The following is a 24851-nucleotide window of genomic DNA, read 5'->3' as shown; positions in this document are numbered from 1 at the left end:
ATTTTGTTGATTCAAGGTAATCCCATGCCTCCAATGCAAGTGGAGATGAAAAGCTGAGTTAGAAGGCAAAGGGAAAAGCCGTAAGAGAGAATCCACGTAATCGCTATGTGCCAACCCTAAAAGGGAAAGATGCACGACAACAGTTCGTGGTGCCACTCTCTATAGACGGAGAGAAAACATGCGGTATATCCGAACCCGCGAATATCAGACTGCTCACCGTTGATAGCTTTTGCCTTCTAGTTCAGCTTGTTCACCCCTCTTGTATGAAAAGGGGTAAGGGAAAACCAAGGGGAGTTACAAACTGCCTATTGACAAGTCTCGTTCATATCAGCGATTGGAGGATCAAATGGACGCCGCAGCGGACTTTTTCACCGCCCTTCTAATGCAGCAGGGGAAAGCATTTCTCATTTTCAAAATGAATGATACAATGGACATGTTTCATTTTTTTAGGTAGCTTGTTGGGGAGGTTGTCATGACGAAGTTGGTTGTTGTAGGAAGCGTGAACATGGACATTGTCACCCAGGTTACGAAGCTTCCGGTTCCAGGAGAAACGGTGAAAGGCTTGAATACGGCTTATTATCCCGGCGGAAAAGGAGCGAATCAGGCGGTTGCCGCCGCCATGGCAGGGGCGGAGGTCGCTTTCGTAGGCGCGGTCGGAGACGACGCTTACGGGCCCCGGCTGCTCGTTTCGCTGCAAGAAAAAGGCGTCCGAACCGGAGCCGTACTGCATAAGCAGGTCAGAACGGGGATCGCCTATATCAATGTGGATGCCGCAGGGGAAAATCATATTATATTGTCGGAAGGAGCTAACGGCAAGCTGACTCCGGAAGATATTGCGGATCAATCCGCCGCCTTCGACAACGTTCACGGGCTGCTGACGCAAAATGAAATTCCATGGGAGACTACGGTCTTCGCGCTGAAGCTGGCGCGGAGCAAAGGCGTGTTCACCTGTTATAATCCGGCTCCGGTCGCTCCCGTGCCTTCGGAGCTATGGCCGCTGATCGATCTGCTGGTCGTTAACGAGCATGAAGCGGCGCAGCTCACCGGACTGACGGCCGATCTGACCGATGAAGCGGCCCGGCAGGCGGTAGAGGCGCTGCTCGCTCAAGGCGCCGATGCGGTGCTGCTCACTCTCGGAGAACAGGGCAGCTTATACGCCGACCGGCGCGGAGAGATTGTGCGCGAGCCGGTCTTCAAGGTGAAGGCCGTGGATACGACGGCTGCCGGCGATACGTTTATCGGCAGCTTTTTGACGGCGCGGCTTGCCGGGCAAACCGTCCGGCACAGCTTGCGCTTCGCTTCCGCGGCTTCCGCGATTGCGGTATCGCGGGCGGGAGCCCAGGCTTCGATCCCGGATCACGCGGAGATCGAAGCTTATTTGTCCGAGCATGCCGTATAGCATGCTGATTTAATCTTAAAAAGCACGGAGCCTTGAGTAGGCTTCGTGCTTTTTTGCTGTTTAGGAAATGATGCGCAGCAATTTCCTGCGGATATCTGTGGACTCCCCCAAAAGTAAAGTCTACCCTACCCATAGAACGATCCCAGAGGAAGGGTTAGACGCCGATCCAGCTTAGGCCGGATGCGGACGGAATAAGCTTCAGAGCATCACGTCACTACCCTGGAAATTACTCTTGGTACCCCATTTCCATTGTCTGTGGTGCCGCGTCGGCGGCATGGATGGCTTTTGGGGGATTTGTTCCTGTTTGGCGCCCTATTGCGTTCTTCGATTTCCCGAGAACGGTCTGAACGCTGAATTTCGCGAATGCGCACGATTGACAAATAAATGAAAGTTTTAGGCAAAATTGCGTAAAGATTCAGACAATTCATTTGTGATATTATGTAAACGCTACCAAATCGATTGCGTCCTTAGGACTGCGATCGATTAAATTCCTTAGTAAAGGAGGACAAGCAGTAACGTTCAACATGATGCACCGCCAAGGGGGGGTGCCGTAATTGCGGAATGCCATGCAGGAACATGAGGAGGAGATCTATTGTACGCTTTACAAAGACGTTTGTCCGCTTGTTTGTCTGCTGTGCTTGTGTTGACCCTGGCTGCGGGAATCGGCGATGCCGGCGTAAGCCGTGCGGAAGCGGCAGCCTCCGCGGCAGCGGCTTCGGGCTCCATGTTCGACTTCGGCTCGGACACGAGTCCGCTTGCCCCTGGCTATACCCGGGTCTCCAACACCACGATATACACGGCGGCCCGGGGCTACGGGCTCGACCGGTCGGTGAATAACCGCGATAGGGGAACGGCCGAACCGCTGCTGCGGGATTTTACGGTCGGTACGGATTACGGCTTCATGGTAGATTTGCCGAACGGGGAATATTCCGTCCGTGTCGTTTCGGGGGATGCGATCGCCTCGAACAAGACGGATATATCGATCGAAGGAGTCTCTTACGGAACGCTCTCGTCCGCTAGCGGCAGCTACGCCGAACTGATCCGGACGGTTCATCTTGCCGACGGACAGATGAATTTCCAATTCGGCAGGGACGGCCGGGCGAATGCGATCGAGATTACGCCGCAGCAGGCTCCGGGCGGACTGAGCGTTTCGGCGGTCACGTATGCGCCCAGTCCGTCCGTCAGTCTCGTATGGGATGCGGTATATGGAGCCAGCGCTTATAACGTATACCGGCTTGCAGACGGAGAGGGCGGAGATTTTACCCGGCTTGGCACCAGCACGGAAACATCCTATACCGACCGTACGGTACAGCTGGGAGGCGCTTACCGGTACCGGGTGACGCAGCTGCTGAACCAAAATATCGAGTCGTCGCCGAGCGATTCCGTTTCGGTGACGGTACGCGATCCCGCCGTGCAGCCGCCTGCGGCCCCGACGGGGCTTGCTGTAACCGACGCGGCCAAGACCCGGCTCACGCTCCGCTGGAACGAAGTTCCCGGGACGCTCCAGTATCAAGTGCAGCGTGCCCGGAGCGAACAGGGACCGTTCGCGACGATAGCGACGGTGAACGCCGCCGAATATACCGACAACGACGTATTTACGACGATGGCTTACTATTACCGGGTGACGGCGGTCAATACGGGAGGCGTATCGGCTCCGTCCGAAGTGCTGGCCGTGCCTGCCGTGACGACGCTGAAGCGTCAGACGGAGACGCTGGACCGCAGTCCGGTAGCGGTCAAGGTGGACGGAGGGGTCTACACGGGCTGGCGCTTGTTCGGCACCGATCCGAAGAGCATTGCGTTCAATCTGTACCGCAACGGGCAGAAGATCAACTCGCAGCCGATAACGGACAGCACCAATTATTTGGATGACGGCGGCACGGCGGCCGACACGTATGAGGTGCGCGCCATTGTGAACGGTGCCGAGGAGCGCCAGGGCGAAACGTTCGGGGTATGGAACGATCAGTATTTGGACGTTCCTCTGCAAAAGCCGGACGACGGCGTTACGCCTGCGGGCGAGGCGTATACGTACCGCGCGAACGACGCCAGCGTAGGCGATCTCGACGGGGACGGAAAGCTGGAGCTCATCGTGAAATGGGACCCTTCCAATTCCAAGGACAACTCGCAGTCCGGCTATACCGGCAACGTCTATATCGACGCCTACAAGCTCGACGGAACCCGTCTATGGCGGATCGATCTGGGCCGCAACATCCGCGCCGGAGCCCATTATACGCAGTTCATGGTATACGATCTGGACGGCGACGGCAAAGCCGAGGTGGCGTTCAAGACGGCCGACGGCACGATAGACGGCGCCGGGCAGGTGATAGGAGACGCCGCCGCCGACTACCGCAATTCGAGCGGCTATATTTTGAGCGGACCGGAATATTTGACGATTTTTAACGGGGAGACCGGCGCGGCTATGGTAACGACGGACTATGACCCGCCCCGCGGCAGCGTGTCGAGCTGGGGCGACAGCTACGGCAACCGGGTCGACCGGTTTCTGGCGGCGATCGCTTATCTTGACGGAGAGCGGCCGAGCCTAGTTATGGCCAGAGGCTATTATACCCGTACGGTTCTGGTAGCCTACAATTGGCGCGACGGGAAATTGACGAAGCTGTGGAAGTTCGATACGAACGATCCCGGCAACGCCGCTTATACGGGACAAGGCAATCATAATTTATCCGTGGCGGACGTCGATCACGACGGCAAGGACGAGATCACGTACGGGGCCATGGCGATTGACGACGACGGAACGATCTTGTACTCGACGGGGCTTGGCCATGGGGATGCGATGCATTTGGGCGATTTGGACCCGAGCCGCCCGGGGATGGAATATTTCGGCGTTCACGAAGAATATCCGAATCCGGCCGGATTGGAATTCCGGGACGCGGAGACCGGCGAGCTCATCTGGGGCGTGCCTACCAATTACGATGTCGGCAGGGGGATGTCCGCGGACATCGATCCGCGCTACCTGGGAGAGGAAATGTGGGCGACCGGCGACGCGGGCGGCATCTATACGACCAAAGGCGAGAAGATCAGCAGCTCCAGGCCGTCGGTCAACTTCGGTATTTGGTGGGACGGCGACTTGCTTCGCGAACTGCTCGATCATGATTGGAAAGACCCGATAGGCGTCGGTAATATCGACAAATGGGACTACGTGAATCAGAAGTCGGTAAGACTATTGACCGCCGTCGGCACGAATTCCAACAATACGACCAAAGGCAATCCGTCCTTGCAGGCCGACTTGTTCGGCGATTGGCGGGAAGAGGCCGTATGGCGCACCGAGGACAGCAGCGCTCTGCGAATTTATACGACGACGGCCGTTACCCCGCATCGGCTGTATACGCTGATGGACGATCCGGAGTACCGCTTGTCCGTCGCCTGGCAAAACGTAGCCTACAACCAGCCTCCTCATCCCAGCTTCTATCTCGGAGACGGCATGAGCGAGCCGCCGGTTCCAAGCATCGAGCGCGTGCCGCTTAAGGCGTCTGCCGTGACCGTATCCGCGCCGTCGAGCGAGGTCTTGGCCGGAGAGTCGCTGCAGCTTAAGGCGACAGTGGCGCCCGCGGCGGCTTCGAACAAGGCGGTGACATGGAGCGTACAGTCACCGGACGGGACGCAGACCGCCATCGCCTCCATCGATGCGAACGGCCTGCTGCAGGCGCTGGCTCCGGGAACGGTGCTGGCGGTGGCGACGGCCGCGGACGGTTCGGGAGCGGCGGGATCGATGACGGTGACGATCGGCATCCCGGGCGGCTCTGCCGACGGAGCGCCGGCCAAAGGCGTATTGTCGAGCGATAACGGCTACGATACCGGTTTGCTGGACGGCGACTATAACATCACGATGAATGTGTGGTGGGGCAATAACGGCACTGTCTATAAGCTGTACGAAGACGGCCGCCTCGTAGAGTCGAAGACGCTCGGCGATCATTCGCCGAACGCTCAAGCCGTCACTACCGCCATTCACGGGAAGCCGAACGGAACGTACCGCTATACTTGCGAGCTGATCAATCGTTACGGAACGACGCCGTGCGAGCCGCTGACCGTTCAGGTCAACCAGGCCAACCCGGCCAAAGCGGTGCTGTCCCACGATAATTGGGACGGGGACGGCAATTACGATATTCGCATGGATCTGTGGTGGGGAACGAATGCGAAATCGTACAGATTGTACGAGAACGGAGTGCTTATCGATACGCAGTCTCTCGTACCCTCTACGCCTTCGGCCCAATCGGCCGTGACCAAGGTCAGAGGGCGAAGCGCAGGCGCTTATCAGTATGTCGCCGAGCTCGTTAACGACGCCGGCTCAACGAAGAGCGATGCGATATCGGTGAAAGTGAGCCCGTAGGGCAAGGCGTTGCAACAGAGGCTTAGCTCGGACAGCCTGTCCGGGCTTAAGCTTCTGTTTTTTTATTGTTTAGGAAATGATGCGCAGCCATATCCTGTGGATATCCGTGGGCTCCCCCGAAAGGAATGTCTACCCATAGAACGATCCCAGAGGAATGGTTAGACGCCGATCCAGCTTAGGCTGGATGCGGACGGAATAAGCTTCAGAGCATCACGTCACTTTTGGGGGATTTGTTCCGCGTTTCTGCCGATTGTTGTATGAAGACGAAGAAACGTCTATAATGTGCTTAGACTTTACGGGCACGTCGCCTGCCGCTTGGCCGGCAAGCCATAGGCTGCGCGATTTTTGCAGCAGGCGGCTGCCTGAGAGATTCGCAACGGAAAGGAAGAGGGGTATTGTTCGTCCGAAGAGAGAGCCTGAAGCAATATGTGCGCCTATATCCTGTCACCACGGCAATCATCATCATAAATGTGCTGGTTATGGCGGCGATGACCTGGTACGGCTCGTCGAAAAGCAACGCAACGTTAATCCGGTTCGGGGCGATGTTCGATCTGCCGGGAATGGAGCCTGAGCTGTGGCGGTATGTCACTTCGATCTTTATCCATATCGGCTTCGAGCATTTGCTGTTTAACAGCTTCGCCTTGTACGTATTCGCGGCGCCGCTCGAACGGCTGCTCGGCTCGCTGAGGTATGCGCCGTTTTATCTTTTGTGCGGAATCATCGCCAATATCGTCAGCGCTTGGCTGCATTCCGATTACTATATCGGGGCGGGAGCGTCGGGGGCGATTTACGGCGTATACGCGGCTTATTTGTACTTATCGATATTCCGCAAAGACTTAATCGATTACCAAACGAAGCAGACGGTGCGTACGATCGTCATCATCGGCTTCGTCTACTCGCTGATTATTCCGAATGTCGACCTTTACGCCCATGCGGGCGGCTTCGTCGGAGGGTTCGCAGTATCGGCATTGATGACGCTGTTCGTCAAGCGCAGACGGCGGCCGGATGACGAGCGGGAACAAGAAATGCCGTAGCTGCGACTGTGCAATAAGCAAGCGCTTGTGCAATAAGCAGGCTCACTGCGTGCCGAAGCGCAAACCAAAGCCGCTCCTTGTGGGCGGTTTCTGCATGTGATGAGACGGCCGTTTGAAAGCGCTATATATAGAAAAAATCCGGCGGCTTATGACTGGAGCCCGGTACGGTTGGTCCTGCAAAATCGCTTGCAGGCGAGAAAGTGGGCGATAACGGCTAACCGTCCTGCTTCCGCCGCGCTGCGGTCGGCTCGCCCTTTCTTATGGCAGCGGCCCGCTTTTACACCCTGTGCTCCATCCGGAACGCTCTGGGCTGCACGCCGACATGCTTGGTGAAGCAGCGAACGAAGTAAGGGAAGGAGCCGAAGCCGGTTTCCTCCGCAATGCGGCCGATCGGGTCATCGGTGTGAATCAGCAGCCGCTTGGCCATCTCCACCCGATAACGGGTGACGTAGCCGAGAGGCGTGCAGCCGAACGTTTTTTTCATGCAGAGAGCGATATGGTTCTGGTGGAAATGCAGCTCCTCGGCGAGACGCTGATAGGACAACGGTTCTTTGTAATGACGCCGCAAATAGACGGCCGCTTTCTCTGCGACCCGTTCATATGGGCGGTCGCCCCGGGTTTCGTCTTCCTCCTGAAGGTGCAGGAGAATCTCATGAAACAGCTGCTGCTGCTTATAGAGCGCCAGAGGGGAAGGTTCCGTGCCGAGTTGCAGGAGATGACGGAATGCATCGAAGACAAGGGAGGGCATTCGCAGCTTACCGCTTCGCTGCAAATAAAAGGAGAAATATTCAATCCGGGCATAAGGCTCCGTTTCGAGCAAGGACGGGGGTAGCGGCTTCTCCTCCGCTTCGAACCAGCGGCCCAGCGTCTGAAAGTGCAGCCAGTAAAAATGGGTTTCTTCGCTGCAGGGCATCGCGGTGCGGTGAACTCGATCCGGCCGCAGCAGCGCGTAAGATCCTGCCGGAACAGGCAGAGCCATGCTGCCTTCTTCGAGGAATAAGCCTCCCCGGGTGACGACAATCAGATCGAAGACACCGATGTTCGAGCGGTTGGCATGCTTGCCTCCTATGGAATAGATATCTTCTCCGCTGACGATATAGTGGGGCATAGGGGGAGCAATAAACTGCAGCACCTCGAAGCGCTCCTTCCGTAACTTTTGTGTGATAAGTACATGATAGGGCAATTTGCGAGCTTAAGTAAAGAATATTTGCGATACGCACGCAGTACGTTGTTCGCCTGCAGCAATGTTGCGATCGGATAAATTGTTGTTGTATTTGAACATATTGCTTCCGGACATCCCATGTTATATTCTAGGCAAGCACTATACTCAAGGTAACCGGGGGAGTCTATGTTAAAAAGAAGGTGTGAGCGGATGAGCGGACCGGTCGGTAAAAACAGAGGCGTTCTTTTTTGGAAAAACTTAAGCTTGGTTCTTTTGATTACAAGCATTCCGATCGCTTTCATCGGTATTCTGCTGTATGTGCTGGGAACCGCACGGATCGAAGAAGAGATGAATAAAGCGCATCAGAATCAGATGAGCCAGTCCATCCAACAATGGAACGATTATATGACCAATTTGGAGCATTCGGTTGTCCGGCTCGCCTTTGACCGAAGCTTGGACGAATCGCTGCAGCAGATGGATTTTGTACAGGACTTTCCGCGAACGAACGAACTTATGAAATCGTTCTCAATGATGACGGAATCCAATTCGCTGATCGACAGCGTCAATTTATATTTGCGCGGTTCGGATAAATTGCTCGGGGACGAGATCGGATTTCAAACGATTCGCTCGGACGAAGATTTGGGGCTGCTCAATTCCCTGCTCGATAAAGAACGGACGATTTATTGGAATTACAGCCTGAGAAAAATAAACGAGCCGGGTTCGAAGTACAAAGCGATCGTGATTAAGCTTCCCGGCGGTCAATTGTACGGTTCGTTCGGCGCATTTATCATTTATTTGAATCAGGGCAAATTGAATATGATGGTGCAGAAGCTCGTTTCAGGAGAAGGGGTTTCTTTTCTGTTCAACGAGAATGGGGACGATTTGACGGCTTCCGGGCCGGCGGACGGCGCGCGGGAGCCGGAAGGGCTGAAGGCCGCGCTCAAAGAAAAGATTATGAACGACAACAGCACCGAAAACATGTTCAAGTACGAATGGGACCGCAGCAGCTACTCCGTATCGTACGAGAAGATCGCCAAGCTGGGCAGCAAATGGACCGTCGTATCGGCTACGCCGCTCTCCCAGGTCACCGCTCCGGTGACGGATCTGTCCATGCTCATTCTGTGGATCAGCGTGACGGCGTTGACGATCGGGCTGCTGCTGTCCTGGTTCGCATCCAATACGATGTATGCGCCCATCGCGCGGCTGAAACGTTTGTTCGAAGCTCCGAGAAACGGGAGGATCGAGGAGAAGGACGAAATCACCTATATGGAAAACCAGTGGAGACAGCTGCTGGAAGAAAGGAAAACGCTTTCCGCTAAAATGAAGCAATCGATTCCGGCGCTGCGCGAAAGCTTCCTGCTGCAGTTTCTGCAGGGCAATCTGTACAATCACTCGGAACGGGAGATTCTGGAGAAGCTGCGGCAGCTGGATTGGGATGCGGACGATCGGCGCTTCGTTGTCTTGGCGGCCCAATTGCACGGCCTGTCCGAGCTCGGCGGCAAATGCACGGACCGGGATGAGCAGCTGATTACTTATGCGGCGTCGAATATTTTGGCCGAGCTTTGTTCCGCCGAAATGAGCAAGGTTCATGTTATCCATTTTCAGGACTTGTCGATCGGCGCTTTGCTCGCGCTGGATGCAAGCTGCTCGAACGAGGCGGCCAAAGCGTTCATCAACAAGCTGGCCCATGATTATATCGCTGCGGTCAACAATGTTCTGCGGCTGAAGGTCACGATCGTAACGGGCAAATTATCCGATTCGATCCTGGAGATGCCCCACGTGCTGGATCAGACGCGCAAAGCGCTGCGGTTCCGCGATCTGCACACGTCCAATCAGCTGCTGGATATGAATCACATCAGGGTGGAGACGGCGCATAACAAGCATTTTCCGGCGAATTTGGAGCGGGAGATCGTGCATGCGGTCAGCATGGGACTGGAGGAAGAGGCGGTCCGGCTGATCCGCGAGTTTATGAAGGAGCTGCAGCGCGATAACAGCACCGAATTCATGGTGCACCAAGGGATGATGAAGCTGCTCGGCTCGCTGCACGACGCCATCCTTAAGCATGACGTGAACTTGTACGACTTGTATGAAGGCGCCCATCTGTACGAGCAGCTGATGCAGCTGTCGGAAGAGCGGCAGATCGTCGAATGGTTTCAATATAAGCTGATCCGGCCTTTTATCAAGACGCTGTCCGTCGCTTACGACAATCAGATGCGGGAGCTGATGGATCGGCTGCTGACGCAGATTCAACAGGAGCTGCTGCTCGACATATCGCTGGACAGGTACGCGGAACAGCTGCAGATGAGCTCGTCCAAGCTGAGCAAAGTATTCCGGCAAATGAACGGCATCAATTTTATCGATTACGTCATCCGGCTGCGCATGGAGAAATGCAAGGAGCTGCTTGTGCAAACCGATATGAAAATTAACGAGGTGGCCGAGCTGCTGCATTACCAGCCATCGCATCTGATTCGTCTATTTAAAAAAAGCGAAGGAATCACCCCGAGGCAGTACCGCGAAAAGCACAGGGGCAGCGAGCCGTTATTCCTTTGAAGACCAAATGTTTCCAAGTCCTCCCCGCTTGCCGGAGGGCCTTTTTTCATTGTTTAGGAAATGATGCGCAGCCATATCCTGTGGAAATCCGGGGTCTCCCCCGAAAGGAAAATCTACCCATAGAACGATCCCAGAGGAAGGGTTAGACGCCGATCCAGCTTAGGCTGGATGCGGACGGAATAAGCTTCAGAGCATCACGTCACTACCCTGGAAATTACTCTTGGTACCCCATTTCCATTGTCTGTGGTGCCGCGTAGCGGCATGGATGGCTTTTGGGGGATTTGTTCTGCGGGGAACGACGCTTGTCCATTTACAGCGCATAACTGCGGCCGGCGTTGTTTACGCTCTTTAAAAGGCCGGTGAAAAAAGAGCGGAGGGGCCATTTGAATCTGGAAAAGCGTAAGCGTTCGCCTTTGAAAACGGATTCTCTCCAAAGAAAAACGAAAAAACAATCCAAAAAATCCGTTTTCAACAGCGATTGGAGGATCAAATGGACGCCGCAGCGGACTTTTTCACCACCCTTTTAAAAGCCCGGTGAATAAGCAAACGAAGCAAGCGAGGGCAATCCGGAGAAGCAGAGCGGTCGCCTTTGTTCCCGGATTTCAACCGTGTCACGGGCTGAACTATTCAAGAAATCCGGGAACAATAGCGATCGGAGGATGCTTTCGCATGCGCAGTCGGCGTTGTTCACCCCTCGGAAAAAAAAGACGATCGCCGGAAATTTTGCACGGGATCGCGATAATTTATTATTATTGCCGTTTGCACGAAAGCGCTTTACAGTGGGCGTATCAGCTGATTCCGAATGCAGCTTGCGCGGTGTAAAGGGGGGAAGCGGAGATGCAAGCGTTCGATATCATTTGTTTAAGAGGGGAGGAAGCGAGATGGCGATGGATGAGGCTAAGCTGAGGTCTCAGGCAGTCGTGAAGCAGAGAAGCGGACGGATGCTCTGGTCCGATCTGAAACGCGACAAATATTTATACTTGCTGGTTTTGCCCGGAATCGTGTACTTCCTAGTCTTTAAGTATTATCCGATGTGGGGAATCATCATTGCTTTTCAAGATTATTCCCCATATATGGGCGTATGGAACAGCGCCTGGGTAGGCATGGAGCATTTTGTCCGGTTTTTCACCAATCCGAGCTTTTACATTTTATTCCGCAACACGATGATGATCAGCCTTTTGAGCCTGGTGTTCTTCTTCCCTTTGCCGATCGTGCTGGCTTTGTGCATGAACGAGGTGGGCAATAAATATTGGAAGCGGACCGTGCAGTCCATCGTGTATTTGCCCCATTTTCTGTCCTGGGTCATCATTGCGGGCATTACGTTCCTGCTCCTGTCCCAGTCCAGCGGAGTCGTTAACATGATGCTGGAGCGTATGGGCTACGCCAAGATTGATTTTCTGACCAACGAGAATTATTTCTGGGGGCTATTGACCGCGCAAAATATTTGGAAAGATACCGGCTGGGGGACGATCATTTTTTTGGCGGCGATGACAGGCATCGATTCGCAGCTGTATGAAGCGGCCAAAATCGACGGCGCGAGCCGGATCAGACAAATATGGCATATTACGCTGCCGGGCATACGCAATGTCGTCGTGATTTTGCTGATTTTGCGGCTGGGCCATATTATGGACGTCGGCTTCGAGCAGGTGTTCCTGATGTCCAACGGCGCGGTCGCGGGCGTCGCCGACGTCTTCGAGACGTACGTATACCGCAACGGCATTCAGCAAGGGCAGTTCAGCTATACGACGGCGGTAGGGCTGTTCAAGTCCGTGATCGGACTGGCGCTCGTCGTTTGGGCGAACTGGACGGCCAAACGCTTCGGCGAAGAAGGCGTTTATTGAGGAGGAGAGGGTCCTCATGCGCTGAAAGGAGGAATCGCCTAATGAGAGAAAGCTTGGGAGACCGCGCATTTAATGCAGTGAACATGCTGGTGCTGGTCGTCGTTTCCGTCGTCACGTTATTTCCTTTGTATTATGTATTCGTCGTTTCCTTCACGGAGCCGGGCGAATTTGCGGATAAGAACGGCTTTGTCCTGCTGCCGGGACGCTGGAGCGTAAGCGCTTACGAATATCTGCTGTCGACTTCGGCGTTCATTAAAGCGACGGGGGTCAGCGCCTTCCTGGCGACGGTCGGCACGCTGTGCAGCCTGATCATTACGTCGGCGTTTTCATTCGGGCTCTCCCGCAAAAGGCTGCACGGCCGGAAGACGATGCTGTTTATGGTGATGTTCACGATTTTATTTAATCCGGGCATCATTCCGCTGTACTTGCTGGTTCGCGATCTGGGCCTCATTAACAGCATATGGTCGCTGATCGTTCCCGTATTGACGAGCGGCTGGTACGTTATTTTGATGAAAAGCTTCTTCGACAGCATTCCGGCGGAGCTCGAAGAAGCGGCGATGATCGACGGATGCAACGAGCTCAGCATTTTCGTCCGCATCATTCTTCCGTTGTCCGCCGCGTCGCTCGCCGCTTTCGGGCTGTTTTACGCCGTCGCCTATTGGAATACGTTTTTCAGCGCGGTGCTGTACATTAACGATTTCACGAAGGTGCCGCTGCAAATCGTGCTTCGCAACATGCTCATCGATTCGGATACCGCCGTCGGCGGGGCGTCCGCGGTAGAGATGGCTTCGGATAAGCAGCTGCCTACCCAGACGATCAAGATGGCGGCCGTGGTCGTATCTACGCTGCCGATTCTTGCGGTATACCCGTTTTTGCAAAAGCATTTTACGAAGGGCGTCATGTTAGGCTCGGTCAAAGGATAATGGCAAGATACATTTTTTTCCAAAAAACACGGTGAGGAGAGGTTACTATGCAAAGCTTTAACGATCTGGAAATGAATTGGCGTATCGAGAGCATCGAACAAGCGGTGATGAAAGGAGAGCGCCGCAGATTGGCCGGCTGCAACGCGAGATTGGGCGTGCACGGCAAGGAAGTCGGCTTTCCGCTGCTTCGCGTCACGATCGGCGGCATTTCCGGTTACGGCTGGTCGAGAATTTCCCGCGAGGATGCGCAGGCTTTGATCGGCAGCAGCGTTCGGGACATGTTCTCCGCGGAGCAGTGGATCGAAGAACGGTTCCATGCGATTCAATTCCCGCTGCTCGATTGGCTCGGGCAAGTAAGACAACAGCCTATCTACGAGCTGCTTAGCGGAAGCAAGGCGGCATCTGCGCTGCGGGTCCCGTGCTACGACACTTCGCTGTACTTTGACGACCTTCATCTCAGCTCGCATGAGGACGCCGTTCGCCTGCTCCAGGAAGAGGCGATGCAGGGCTACGACGAAGGCTTCCGGGGCTTCAAAATCAAGGTGGGTCGCGGCGCTATGCATATGGATTTGATGGAGGGCACCAAGCGGGATATCGCCATCGTCAACGGTATTCGCGACGCGGTAGGGCCTGAATGCAACATTTCGATCGACGCCAACAACGGCTACAACCTGAACTTAACGAAGCATGTGCTGAGCGAGACGGCGCAGTCCAAGCTTCTGTGGATCGAGGAAGCGTTTCATGAAGATGACAGACTGTACCGCAACTTGAAGGAATGGCTGGCGGAGAAGCAGCTGAATGTGCTGATCACCGACGGGGAGGGACTAGCGGCGAAGCCTATCGTGGAATGGGCCGAACAAGGGCTGATCGATGCGATACAGTACGATCTGAAGGACTACGGTATCGTCAATTGGCTGAAGCTCTCCAAGCGTCTCGCCCGCAGCGGAGTGAAGGCCGCGCCGCATAACTACGGCGGATTTTACGGCAATTACGCTTCGGCGCAGGCTTATCCGGCGATTGAAGGGTTTATGTTCGTGGAATGGGACGAGGCGCAAATTCCCGGAATCGATACATCGGGATACTCGATCCAAGACGGCCTGGTAACCGTTCCATCGGTGCCGGGCTTCGGACTGCATATCGACGCGGCCTATTATGAAGGCTTGGTCCGCAGTGCGGGCTGGCGCGTGTAGCCGTTCTTTCCAAGCTTCGAACCAAACATTATTTTGATTCAGGGGGATGAGGTCTCAATGAATATTTATAAACGGTCCGTATCCGGCAAATCGGCGTTTCTGACGCTCTCCATAGCTGTTCTCTTCTCGTCGCTGACAGCCTGCTCTTCTTCTCCGGGGACTGCTCCCAAGGACGGGACGGCCGCCAAGGAGGAAGCGGGCAAACCGACGGAGCTGAAAATTATGGTGGACTACACGATCGCCCAGCCGCCGTCGCCGGACAATCCGGTGCTTAAGGAATTCGAGAAAAAAACGAACACGAAGCTGACCGTGCAATGGATACCCGGGGGCGATTACGCCGATCGTGTCAACGTAGCGCTCGCCGCCGGCGATATCGCCGATTTGATTAAAATTCCGAGCATTACGACCCCTTTATTCCGGCAAATGGTGAAGCAGGGGGCGTTCTGGGATTTGACGCCGTATGTTAAGGATTACCCGAATCTGACGGCGCTGGACTCGAAAATTTGGAACAATACCAAAATCGACGGCAAAAACTATGCGGTTCCGGCGGGCCGCCCGTTGGACGGAGGCGGATTCTTCTCGATCCGCAAAGATTGGCTCGATAAGCTCGGGCTGCCGATGCCTACGAATATGGATGAGCTGTATACCGTGATGAAGGCTTTTAAAGAAAATGCGCCGGACGGCAAAAAAGATACGACCGGCTTCACGATGCGCAGCGCGCAAATGATCGAGGAAGTGTTTACCGGAACGGTCGGCAAGTGGAAAGAGAAGGACGGCAAGCTCGTCAATATGACGATGGAGCCCGAAGTTAAGGAAGCGATCGCGTACCAGCGGAAGCTGTATGAGGAGGGCTTGATCCCTCAAGATTTCCCCGTGCTGAAGGAAACGCAATATTGGGAGCTGGCGACCAGCGGGCGCGCGGGAGTGACGGCGGAAACGCCGGAGGCGCTGTTCCGTTATACGATGGATCAATGGAAGAAAGACCCGAATGTGGCTTGGACTCCGATCGTGTCGCTAAGCCCGAAGGCGGGAGGAAAGCAGTACGTTTCTCAAGGCTCAGGGATGAACGGCGTGCTGGCTATACCGAAATCGGTGCCGGAAGCGAAGATGAAGGCGATTTTAAATTTCATTAATTACGGCTCCGGCGGCGAAGGTCTGGATTTGACGTTATACGGCATTAAAGACGTTCATTATTCCATTGTGGACGGATTGAAGATCGCCAACGATAAAGCGGTGGCGGACAGCGTCGGAACCGGCTCGTGGGGGAAAATGTTCAGCACGCCGGTCGTCGACTTGTGGCAGTATGCGGCCGGCATGCCGAAGGAGATTTATCAGCGCAATATGAAAATCGCCGAAGAACGCTCGAAAATTTCGGTCGGCGATCCGACGATCGGGCTGGTTTCGGAAACCGATCTGAAGCTGGGCGCAGACTATAATAAGAAAATATCGGATTTGAAAACCCAAGTCATTATCGGCAAGCTTCCTATGGAGGCATGGGATCAATACGTCGAGCAGCTGAAAAAAGACCCGAACTATCAGAAAATCATCGAAGAGATGAATGCGGAATACCAGAAGCGAAAAGCCCAAAATTAAGCGGAATGACGATCAAGACGGAACAAGCGGGGCCGTCTAAGCAGGGAGTGCGCCGGTTTGCGGATGCGCTCCCTGTTTTTCGTTGCGCGTAGGTGCCGGCGATTATTAAAGGAAAGAAATTCCTGAGAGACAGGGAGTTGACGTCCGGACGAAGAATTAATAAATAGCTTGTTCAGCAAGCTTCATAAGGACATAGGGAGGGAATAACCGAATGGCATGGCTGCATGTGCATTATCATTCCGAGGTGCTGCGGATGCCCGTACCGATGGAAGTATTGCTGCCTCAGCACCTGTCGGGGGGATCGCGCACGGTGAGCGATCCGGGGCCGTATCCGACGCTGTATTTGCTGCATGGGCGGAGCGACGACCATACGGCATGGATGAGGCGTACGAGTATCGAGAGATATGTGGAGAGGCTGCCGCTGGCGGTTGTGATGCCGGCCGGGCATCTTGGCTGGTATACCGATATGGCGATGGGCCGCAATTATTTCACCTTTATTACCGAAGAGCTGCCGGCGGTGTGCGAGAGAATGTTCCCGCTGTCCGGCGCGCGCGAAGACCGGTTTATCGCGGGGCTTTCCATGGGGGGCTACGGCGCGATGAAGGCCGGATTGCTGGTTCCCGAGAAGTACGCGGCGGCGGCATCCTTCTCCGGCGCTCTCGATGCGCTCGACATGTTGGAGCGCATCGGCGAGGGGCAGGCGTCCGATGTGTTCGGGAGCAAGGAGCAGCTTGCGGGCAGCAAGAACGACCTGTTTGCGGCGGCGGCCGCCAGAGCCGAATCGGACGCGCCTTGCCCCGAACTGTACGCCTGGTGCGGGACGGAAGATTTCTTGTATGAAGCCAATGTCCGTTTCCGCGACCATGCGCTGCAGCTCGGGCTTCCGCTGACCTATGAAGAAGGGCCGGGCGATCACAGCTGGGCCTACTGGGACCGCTGCATCGAACGCGTTCTCCAATGGCTGCCGCTGCGCGAGACTGGCACGAGGTGAAGAGGAGGGAATAAGATGGCACTAATCGAGACGCATTGTTTCTCCGAAGTATTGGGGATGGAGACGGTTGTCAACGTGATCGTCCCTCAAGAAAAGCGCCCGTATGAAGGTGACGGCAAGCTGAAGGTGCTGTGGCTGCTGCACGGCGGGTCGGGCGATCATACGGCATGGCTGCGCATGACCAGCATCGAACGGTACGCGCTGGAATACGGCATCGCCGTCGTCGTTCCGGGCGTGCATCATTCCTGCTATACCGATATGAAGCACGGCGGCAAATATTTTACCCATATCGCCGACGAGCTGCCGAACACGCTGCGGCATCTGCTGCCCCGGCTGTCGGCCGCGCGGGAGGACAACTACATATCCGGCCTGTCGAACGGCGGATACGGCTGCTTGCGGGTCGGTCTGGCCCGGCCCGGGCAATATGCGGCGATCGGGGCGTTCTCCGCGGGCGACAAGTCGGACATCGCCTTCGAGAACGACGGCTCCCAGCGGGCGTACGACCGCGTGCTGCTGTTCGGAGACGGAGATATCAAGAACACGGATAACGACCTGAAGCATCTGGCTCGGCAGGCTCTGGCCGGATCGGCGGTACTGCCGAGGGTGTATCATGCCTGCGGCAGCCTGGACCCTTGGCTCGATCTGAACGAGCTCGTGCGGGATTTCTTCGTTTCGCTGGAAGGCAATCCTTACGGCTATCAATACCGTCAGGCGGAAGGCCACGGCCACACATGGGAGTTCTGGGATGCGGAAATTGTCCGGTTTCTGGAATTTGCCGGGCTGACGAAGCAGCCTTCCCGCTACTGCGGCATTTGACGAAGCTGTAATCGAAGGAGGAGGGGAACGGGCCTTGCGCATCATCGATTTATCCTTGCCGATCTTCTCGGGCATGCCGGTTTACCCGGGCGATCCCGAAGTGAAGGTGGAGATCGCTCACACTTACGAGAGCCATACGTGGGAGCTGCGCTCCCTGGCCTTCGGCTCGCACACAGGCACGCATGTCGACGCCGTCTCCCATATGCATCCGGGCGGCAAAACGCTGGACGAGCTGCCGCTGGACCGGTTTTTCGGCGTAAGCTATGTGGTAGACCCCCGTGCTGCGTCGTTTCCTTCGCGCGCGGGATTGTTCTTCCGGGAACCTGCCGGGCTGGAGGTGCTGGAACGCGTCGTTGCGGCCGAGGCTCCGCGCGCCGGGGGCTGCTTGGACGAGCCGCTGCAGAGAGCGCTGCTGCAAGCGGGGATCGTGACCTACACGGACTTGACCCAGCTGGAGCTGCTGCCGCTGAACCGGCCCTTCATGTTCTACGGCTTCCCTCTTAAGATTGCAGGCGGCGACGGTTCCCCCGTAAGGGCGGTTGCGGTATTGGAATAACGCCGGATGAGACTGGCCTAAACGGACCGGCCATGGTATAGTGAAATGTACTGCATATACAGACAAAGGAGAACTAGCATGATCGATCACATCGTATTGGTTAAATTCGGCGAGAGCACGACCCAAGAGCAGCTTCAGGAGGTCGTAAGCCGCTACAAAGCGTTGAAAGGCGAACTCGAAGGGGTCGTCGACATTCAGGCGGGGATCAATTTCTCCGAGAAAAATCAAGGCTACCAGATTCTGCTTTCCGTACGGTTCGAAAATAAAGCGGCGCTCGAAGCTTACGGTCCTCATCCGAAGCATCAAGCCGTAGCGGCCTTCATTAGGGAAGTCGGCCGGTTGGACAGCATCGTAATGGATATAGAGATTTAAAAGCTAACGATCGGAAGTCGTTACTGCATGCGCTGCTGACGATTTTCAGCACATTTTTAATCATCGTTATGGACAATGGACCGCAGGCCGCGCATACATCACTACGCTTTTGAATAAGGCTATGCTGCCGATTAGTAACAAAATACCTCCTCCTTTTTTTGAAAAAGAAGGAGGTATTTTAATTATGCCGGTTAGTTTTGTTGTTTGATTTAGAAACGTGGTGAAAAAGTGACCGAAGAGTCGATAAAAAGTTGGAGTAGCGTGAGCGGTCGCTTTTGTAGACGGATTTTCCCGCTTTAGTGGTTTAAAATGAAAAAAATCCGGCTGCAAGAGCGGGTGGAAACTTCTATCGACCGCAGGCTGCTTGTTTTTCACCACCTTTTTAGAGATACCATAAATGAAATATAATCTTTTCTTCATTTAAAAGCGTGGTGAAAAAGTGGCATTGTACAGTCATGACACAATAGAAATGGTAAAATAAATGGAACTGATCGATGAGAAATGAGGCCAAAACTTATGCTAGTTTCCAAACGCCAAGGCACCCAACCTCGACTATTTCAAATGGTCGAGATGGAGGCGCTTGTTCCCCAAAACCATCTTCTTCGTCAACTGGATCGTGTTATTGATTGGAGCATGATTCACGAACGTACACGTGCTCTGTATTCCGAAAATATGGGTCGTCCCGTGAGCGATCCTGAACTTCAGCTACGCTTGATGGTTCTTTGTTATCTGTTCAACCACAGTGAGCGTGCTCTGTACAATTTGCTGCCTATGCATGCGGGCTACTTGTGGTTTTGCGGCCTCGACTTTGAAGCCGTTCTGCATCCCGAAGAAGCCGAGCTGGCCTTGCCGGATCGGACCACTCTGGTGAAAACCCGAAAGTTTTGGCGGGACCATCAGGTGTTTGACGACCTGATGCGCGACATTGTTGACCAGTGCATCATCGCAGGACTCGTTAAGCCGCAAATGGATGCGGCCGTGGACGGAACACAAGTACGCGCGAATGCGTCCATTCACAGTTTGGCAGAAATCCAACTGGCCCCTGTCGAATCTATCGAGGCGTATTTAGTACGCCAAGCCAAGGAGGATACCGAAGACACGAAAACCGACAAGGAGGATGCCCCTAAACCTCCCTCTACGAGGAACGATCATTCGGAGGTAGAGGAACAGGCTGTTCACGAAGATTTTCATGGCAAAACCTTTTCCAACCGTACGCACCGTAGTACCAGCGACCCCGATGCCCGTTTGTATAAGAAAAGCAAAGGGCAGGAAGCTCATCTGCGTTATTTGGTGCATGATCTGATCGATGTTCACTCCGGCGTGATCCTGGACACCCGGGCTTCTTTAGCATCCGGTACAGCAGAAAGAGAAGTCAGCCTGAAGCAAGTGCAAGCGATTCGATTTCGTCATCCTCATCTCCAAATCCGAACGCTTTCGGCAGATAAAGGGTATGAGTCAGCAGACTATCTGGTTCAGCTCCATGAACTTGGCATCATCCCACTCATCCGGTTGCGTAGTCTCAAGCTGCAAGAATTCCCGGTTTACAAGACCCGAGCATTGCATCCCGTTCGAAAAGCCAAACGCCGTCTCAAACAGAAGGAGATCCAGGCTTACAATTTTGCAAAAAGTATTCAGCGTCATGGTGCATACCGGCACATCCAAGCCCTGCGTGCGCGTATTGAACATGCCTTTGCGGAGGCCAAAGGAAGACATGGACTCGATCGAGCCCGCAGCCGCGGTCTTGATCGCATGCAAGAGCAAGCTACACTTACGGCCATGGTCCAGAATTTAAAGCGACTGTGCCGATTCAAAGCCAGAAGGCCACGGGCCGGTGCACTTTCCTGCACCGTCCTCGCCAAGATAACAGGCTGTCCCCAGTATCTTTGCTCCACTACATGCTCAGGGTTCCGTTTTTTTGGTAACTTTGACGGCTTCATTTTGTAATAACAGGGACTTTTTCACCACACTTTTAAAGCCGTATTGCATAATGTCCATAAATCTATAACCGCGTTGATGCTGTCTTTTGTGAGCATTAATTCTTCATTGGGATATTGTTTTTGCATTTCAATAAACCATTCTTTGGATAATTCCTTCAGAGCACTTCTGTCTAATTTAGCGAAATACCGAACCCATTCCTTATTAATCTTAAACAACCCGTAGTCCTCATTATCAATTACAACCTCAAGGAAATTTCGAAGTGAAATCGGTGCCTGACTATTAAATTTGGACGCTGATAACGAGAGGGTATTTAAATCATCTGGAGTTAAATGCAGAGAAAAATCAGCTCTTTGCATTACATTATCATCTAGATTATCTAAATCAAATACTTTTATCGCTTCAACGATCTTCTCTTCATTACCCAACAAGAACTCCATTGTTAATCCCATGAATGTCATCCCTACTTCTCGAATTATATTTTGCTTATCAAGTGCGCTGAATGGGCAGAAAAAGATGGGTTCCCTTTACCGGAAACAGTAAGGAGGAAACGAACATATTTCTCTTATTCGACATTGCGCTCTCATATCCTTGTTGAAGATATTTGATTGCTACACGAAATCTCGCCCCTGCCCGGGCCTGGCTTCGAGCGGTTTTTCTCACCACATTGGAAAATTTAAGTCTACGAAAGCTGTGTGTTATCGAACATCCTTGAGAGGACATTGACAGATATTTTTCTTATTTCTACAGCTCAATTATTTGATAAAACGGGCGATTTTATGGTATAATTCAATTAAATTCAGGTGAAAAGGAGGTGAATGTGTATGTTATCTCGTGATACCTCGTCTAATCGCTGGTTATCTCTGATTTTGATTGCGGTATTCATGATATTTGCTACACCTACCCCCAGCCTGGAGGGAAATGTGAGCGAGTCCGGCCGGACTGTCGTCTCGCAAGGAATGGAATACTTCTCGAATCAAGCCACGGTTCGCAAGCAAGCTTCTTCGGCGGAACGATTGCGCTTGGCCGCGTTTCTCGCTGCGTTTTTCATTGTTTTGCGCTCCATGACGAACGAAGTTCGCCTCGTTCTGCCCGAAACCAACCTCCTGTTTCATCCCCTGATTGCCCGCCGGCTGGCGCGGATGCTGTTAACCCCTATCAAATTTACTTCGTTATACGTGTAATCTTGCCTAAGATAATCCTCCGTTCGTTTATGTCCATCCGTACGTTTCCTATCGGTTCCGGATTTATTTGCAATGCCCTTGTATGAATAGCTTAATTCGAATTACCCATTTTTTGGAATATAGGTATAGCGGCTTCTTTGTGCTGCAAGGTTTTGAAAATATAGCGCTTCTTATCCGTTGCTGCTGATGCTGGCCAAACTGTCATGGCTTGCTCCTGGCTTCGTTTTGCAAAAAAAACGGAGGCCGGAGGGCTTGTTTGCCGACGCCCGAATGAGGGCTGCGCCTTACGGTTTGTTGGCGCATGGAAGGACGCGGTTTATATCTAAGTGTATCGATTGGAAAAGGGGTTTTATATTTTATATACAGAAAACTTCAGGAGGATGCGACCTTATGAATATTAAAGAAACCGAGCTCCCCGGAATCGGGAAGAAGTTCCAGCTTCTTTCGCGAAGCGGGGATAAGATCGTCATTGTGATCCATGACGACGGCAGGCGGGAATGTTACCACTATGAAGATAGGAAGGCGGATGACAGCATCTCGATGATTACGCTCGATGACGACGAGGCGCGCTTGGTGGCGGGAATTATCGGGGGCATGACGTATAAGCCGAAGGCGCTCGAAACGATCGAGATGGCGCTCGACGATCTGGTTATCGAATGGTATCGCGTCGAGCCCGAGGATAAGGCCGTAGGGAAGACGATCGGAGAGCTGAACGTTCGGCAGGCTTCCGGAGCTACGATTATCGCGGTTGTAGAGAAGCAGCAGGCGGCTAAGCGGATTAACCCGGGGCCGGATGTCGTGATTACGGCGGGCTGCACGCTGGTCGTGGCCGGGGAGAGGAGGCAGCAGAAGCATTTCAAGACTATTTTAACGAACGGATGTGAATGAGCCTATGAACTACATCGTATTCGAAATCGGCGTTGCTATCGCGCTCATCGCGCTTTCCGGCCTGCTGTCCGCCAAGCTGAGATTTTCGGTGATTCCGTTCTATATATTGGTCGGCATGGCCGTAGGGCCGCATTCATTCTCATGGTGGCATATCGATCTGAGATTTATTTCGAGCGCGCCGCTCATCGAATTTTTGGGCCGGATCGGCGTATTGTTTCTTCTCTTTTATCTGGGTCTGGAGTTTTCGGTCGGACGGCTGGTCAAATCCGGACGCTCGATTGTGGTGGGCGGAACGATCTACATTTTGATTAATTTTACGCTCGGGCTTCTCTTCGGGTATGTGGCGGGACTGCCGCTGCTGGAGCTGCTTGTCGTCGCCGGCATTACGACGATATCCTCCAGCGCGATCGTCGCGAAGGTGCTGGTCGACTTGAAGCGGACGGCGAATCCCGAGACGGAGATGATTCTCGGCATCATTATGTTCGAGGACGTCTTCCTCGCCATCTACATTTCCGTCGTTTCCGGCCTTGTGCTCAGCGGCTCGACATCGATAGGAGGCATCGCCTTGTCGGCTCTTATCGCCCTCGGCTTCATGCTATTCGTGCTGATCGCCGGCCGGAAAGCCGTTCCTTTGCTCAATCGGCTGCTGAATATTCGCTCCAACGAGTTGTTTATGCTTGTTATTTTCGCCGTACTGTTCATCATAGCGGGCTTCTCTGAGACGATCCATGTGGCCGAGGCGATCGGCGCGCTGCTGGTCGGGCTGGTGCTGGCGGAGACGGAGCATATGAAGCGGATCGAGCATTTGATCTTGCCGTTCCGCGATTTTTTCGGAGCGATCTTCTTCTTCAGCTTCGGCTTGACGATCGACCCGCTGTCGTTGGGCGGGGCCGTATGGCTCTCGCTGGCCGCCGTAGCGCTGACGCTGGCCGGCAATTTTGCCGCAGGCATGTGGGCCGGACGCACCGCCGGGCTGTCGCCGAAGGCGTCGGTCAATATCGGGCTGACCATCGTAGCGCGCGGGGAGTTTTCGATCATTATGGCCAATTTGGCCAAAGCGGGCGGCCTGCTGCCGGTCATACAGCCCTTCGCGGCGCTGTACGTGCTTATTTTGGCCGTGATCGGCCCTTTGCTCACGAAGGAAACGAAGCTGATTTACGGCGGGCTCGAACGTGTACTCGGGCTATTCGGATGGAGGCGCGGCAAGAACTTGCCGGAAAAGGCGGCTTCTCAAGATCTTTGACTATCATATCGAGGAGGAATCGGTATGCGGCATAGCTTTGAATGGGTTGGACTCTACAGTGAAGTTCTTATTCCCGGGGAAGCGGGCGGATCGCCTTGTCTGGAAGTCTGCTGTCTCCCGTTCCGGCAAGCTTGCCGGACGGCGGCACGGCGGCGCATGTGCACAGATGGCACTCCTCCGCGATCGGCTGCGCGGCGTTGGTGGCGGCCGTCTTGCTCTCGGCGCCCCGTCTGCTGCGGGGCCCGTCGTGGGAGCGGCTGATGCGGGTGCAAACGACACTGCCGGAACCGGTCGCGGAAGCGATTCGTCAGGCCGTCGGCCGGGAGGCGGCCAGGCTGAAGAGCTATACGACAAGAGGCGGGGTGACGATGCACCGAATGCAGCTAGTGATTTACAGGCTGGAGGAAGTCGAGCTGACGGAGCGGATTCATCGCTCGGACCCCGATGCGATTGTCGATGTCATTCCGCTGGAGGGCTCCGGCGGCTGGGGTTCCATCGGTAAATGGCCCAAACGTCATAACCGTCCGGATTTGCCCGACGTATCCAAATATGGCAATGAGCTGTAAACGCATCGTTCGCAGAAATCGTTAGTGCAGTACGGGAGCTAGCTGCGATGGATGATGAAATCCAGAGGCGCCGCCGATTTGAAGAACGCATTTAAAGAAGCCGAAGGCAGCCCAAAGTAGAATAGAAAGGGAATGAATATGGGGTGGAAAAGCGATAGAGGCCGCCATAACACGAAGTTCAATAGCGGTTGGAACCCCATATCCAATTCTCTCCCATGCTCTAACGTATGGGTTTATACTGGATTTTAAAGGACCTGGGGCGAAGC

The 24851-nt window shown here is 54.2% G+C and carries 20 protein-coding genes; 17 read left to right on the top strand and 3 right to left on the bottom strand.

Annotated features, from left to right (window positions below; genetic code table 11):
• Window positions 1-472: 472 nt before the first annotated feature.
• The 3 genes from rbsK (at window position 473) to SK3146_RS06780 (ending at window position 6775) form a co-directional block, all read left to right on the top strand.
• Window positions 473-1399: a ribokinase gene (rbsK, locus tag SK3146_RS06795; RefSeq protein WP_249864364.1), complete on the top strand. Its 927-nt coding sequence runs from the start codon at window positions 473-475 to the stop codon at window positions 1397-1399.
• 592 nt (window positions 1400-1991) lie between these two features.
• The gene (locus tag SK3146_RS34975; RefSeq protein ID WP_283942812.1) at window positions 1992-5741 is read left to right on the top strand and encodes a rhamnogalacturonan lyase family protein; all 3750 of its coding nucleotides are present in this window, start codon (window positions 1992-1994) and stop codon (window positions 5739-5741) included.
• A gap of 395 nt (window positions 5742-6136) precedes the next feature.
• The gene (locus tag SK3146_RS06780) at window positions 6137-6775 is read left to right on the top strand and encodes a rhomboid family intramembrane serine protease (RefSeq protein WP_249864363.1); all 639 of its coding nucleotides are present in this window, start codon (window positions 6137-6139) and stop codon (window positions 6773-6775) included.
• A 277-nt stretch (window positions 6776-7052) separates the two neighbouring features.
• Here the strand turns inward: SK3146_RS06780 and SK3146_RS06775 are convergent, their stop codons facing one another.
• Complete coding sequence (locus tag SK3146_RS06775; RefSeq protein ID WP_249864362.1) at window positions 7053-7907, bottom strand: helix-turn-helix transcriptional regulator; 855 nt, start codon at window positions 7905-7907, stop codon at window positions 7053-7055.
• 303 nt (window positions 7908-8210) lie between these two features.
• Between SK3146_RS06775 and SK3146_RS06770 the strand changes: the two genes are divergently transcribed.
• From SK3146_RS06770 to SK3146_RS06730, 9 genes are all read left to right on the top strand, one after another.
• Window positions 8211-10487, top strand: a complete 2277-nt coding sequence (locus SK3146_RS06770; RefSeq protein ID WP_249864361.1) for an AraC family transcriptional regulator — start codon at window positions 8211-8213, stop codon at window positions 10485-10487.
• Between the two features lie 881 nt (window positions 10488-11368).
• On the top strand, window positions 11369-12328 hold the full coding sequence (locus SK3146_RS06765; protein WP_434006863.1) for an ABC transporter permease: 960 nt from the start codon (window positions 11369-11371) through the stop codon (window positions 12326-12328).
• Window positions 12329-12369: 41 nt separating this feature from the next.
• A complete protein-coding gene (locus SK3146_RS06760; protein ID WP_249864360.1) occupies window positions 12370-13251 on the top strand; it encodes a carbohydrate ABC transporter permease in 882 nt (293 codons plus the stop codon).
• A gap of 47 nt (window positions 13252-13298) precedes the next feature.
• A complete protein-coding gene (locus SK3146_RS06755; RefSeq protein WP_249864359.1) occupies window positions 13299-14441 on the top strand; it encodes an enolase C-terminal domain-like protein in 1143 nt (380 codons plus the stop codon).
• A gap of 57 nt (window positions 14442-14498) precedes the next feature.
• A complete protein-coding gene (locus SK3146_RS06750; protein ID WP_249864358.1) occupies window positions 14499-16034 on the top strand; it encodes an extracellular solute-binding protein in 1536 nt (511 codons plus the stop codon).
• 211 nt (window positions 16035-16245) lie between these two features.
• Window positions 16246-17025, top strand: a complete 780-nt coding sequence (locus SK3146_RS06745) for an alpha/beta hydrolase (RefSeq protein ID WP_249864357.1) — start codon at window positions 16246-16248, stop codon at window positions 17023-17025.
• A gap of 15 nt (window positions 17026-17040) precedes the next feature.
• Window positions 17041-17841, top strand: a complete 801-nt coding sequence (locus SK3146_RS06740) for an alpha/beta hydrolase (RefSeq protein ID WP_249864356.1) — start codon at window positions 17041-17043, stop codon at window positions 17839-17841.
• A 34-nt stretch (window positions 17842-17875) separates the two neighbouring features.
• Window positions 17876-18397, top strand: coding sequence for a cyclase family protein (locus SK3146_RS06735; protein ID WP_249864355.1), 522 nt, complete (start codon window positions 17876-17878; stop codon window positions 18395-18397).
• Window positions 18398-18475: 78 nt separating this feature from the next.
• A complete protein-coding gene (locus SK3146_RS06730) occupies window positions 18476-18769 on the top strand; it encodes a Dabb family protein (protein WP_249864354.1) in 294 nt (97 codons plus the stop codon).
• A 66-nt stretch (window positions 18770-18835) separates the two neighbouring features.
• On the opposite strand, the gene SK3146_RS06725 is transcribed toward SK3146_RS06730, so the two are convergent.
• Window positions 18836-19144 (bottom strand): hypothetical protein, encoded by a 309-nt coding sequence (locus SK3146_RS06725; protein WP_249864353.1) that lies wholly within the window; start codon window positions 19142-19144, stop codon window positions 18836-18838.
• A 141-nt stretch (window positions 19145-19285) separates the two neighbouring features.
• Between SK3146_RS06725 and SK3146_RS06720 the strand changes: the two genes are divergently transcribed.
• Window positions 19286-20713 carry a transposase gene (locus SK3146_RS06720; protein WP_434006817.1) on the top strand — a complete coding sequence of 476 codons (1428 nt, stop codon included), beginning with the start codon at window positions 19286-19288 and terminating at the stop codon, window positions 20711-20713.
• Window positions 20714-20727: 14 nt separating this feature from the next.
• On the opposite strand, the gene SK3146_RS06715 is transcribed toward SK3146_RS06720, so the two are convergent.
• Window positions 20728-21156 (bottom strand): hypothetical protein, encoded by a 429-nt coding sequence (locus SK3146_RS06715; protein WP_249864352.1) that lies wholly within the window; start codon window positions 21154-21156, stop codon window positions 20728-20730.
• Window positions 21157-21528: 372 nt separating this feature from the next.
• Here SK3146_RS06715 and SK3146_RS06710 point away from each other — a divergent pair, with 372 nt between their 5' ends.
• From SK3146_RS06710 to SK3146_RS06695, 4 genes are all read left to right on the top strand, one after another.
• Entirely contained in the window at window positions 21529-21888 is a 360-nt protein-coding gene (locus SK3146_RS06710) for a hypothetical protein (RefSeq protein ID WP_249864351.1), read from the top strand.
• Between the two features lie 390 nt (window positions 21889-22278).
• A complete protein-coding gene (locus SK3146_RS06705; RefSeq protein ID WP_249864350.1) occupies window positions 22279-22776 on the top strand; it encodes a cation:proton antiporter regulatory subunit in 498 nt (165 codons plus the stop codon).
• 4 nt (window positions 22777-22780) lie between these two features.
• The gene (locus SK3146_RS06700; protein WP_249864349.1) at window positions 22781-24019 is read left to right on the top strand and encodes a cation:proton antiporter; all 1239 of its coding nucleotides are present in this window, start codon (window positions 22781-22783) and stop codon (window positions 24017-24019) included.
• Window positions 24020-24114: 95 nt separating this feature from the next.
• Window positions 24115-24585, top strand: a complete 471-nt coding sequence (locus SK3146_RS06695; protein WP_249864348.1) for a hypothetical protein — start codon at window positions 24115-24117, stop codon at window positions 24583-24585.
• Window positions 24586-24851: the final 266 nt, after the last annotated feature.

Source organism: Paenibacillus konkukensis, from assembly GCF_023523925.1.
GTDB lineage: Bacteria > Bacillota > Bacilli > Paenibacillales > NBRC-103111 > Paenibacillus_S > Paenibacillus_S doosanensis.
The sequence above is the reverse complement of the archived record's forward strand: the minus strand, read 5'-3'. Positions and strand labels throughout refer to the sequence as shown.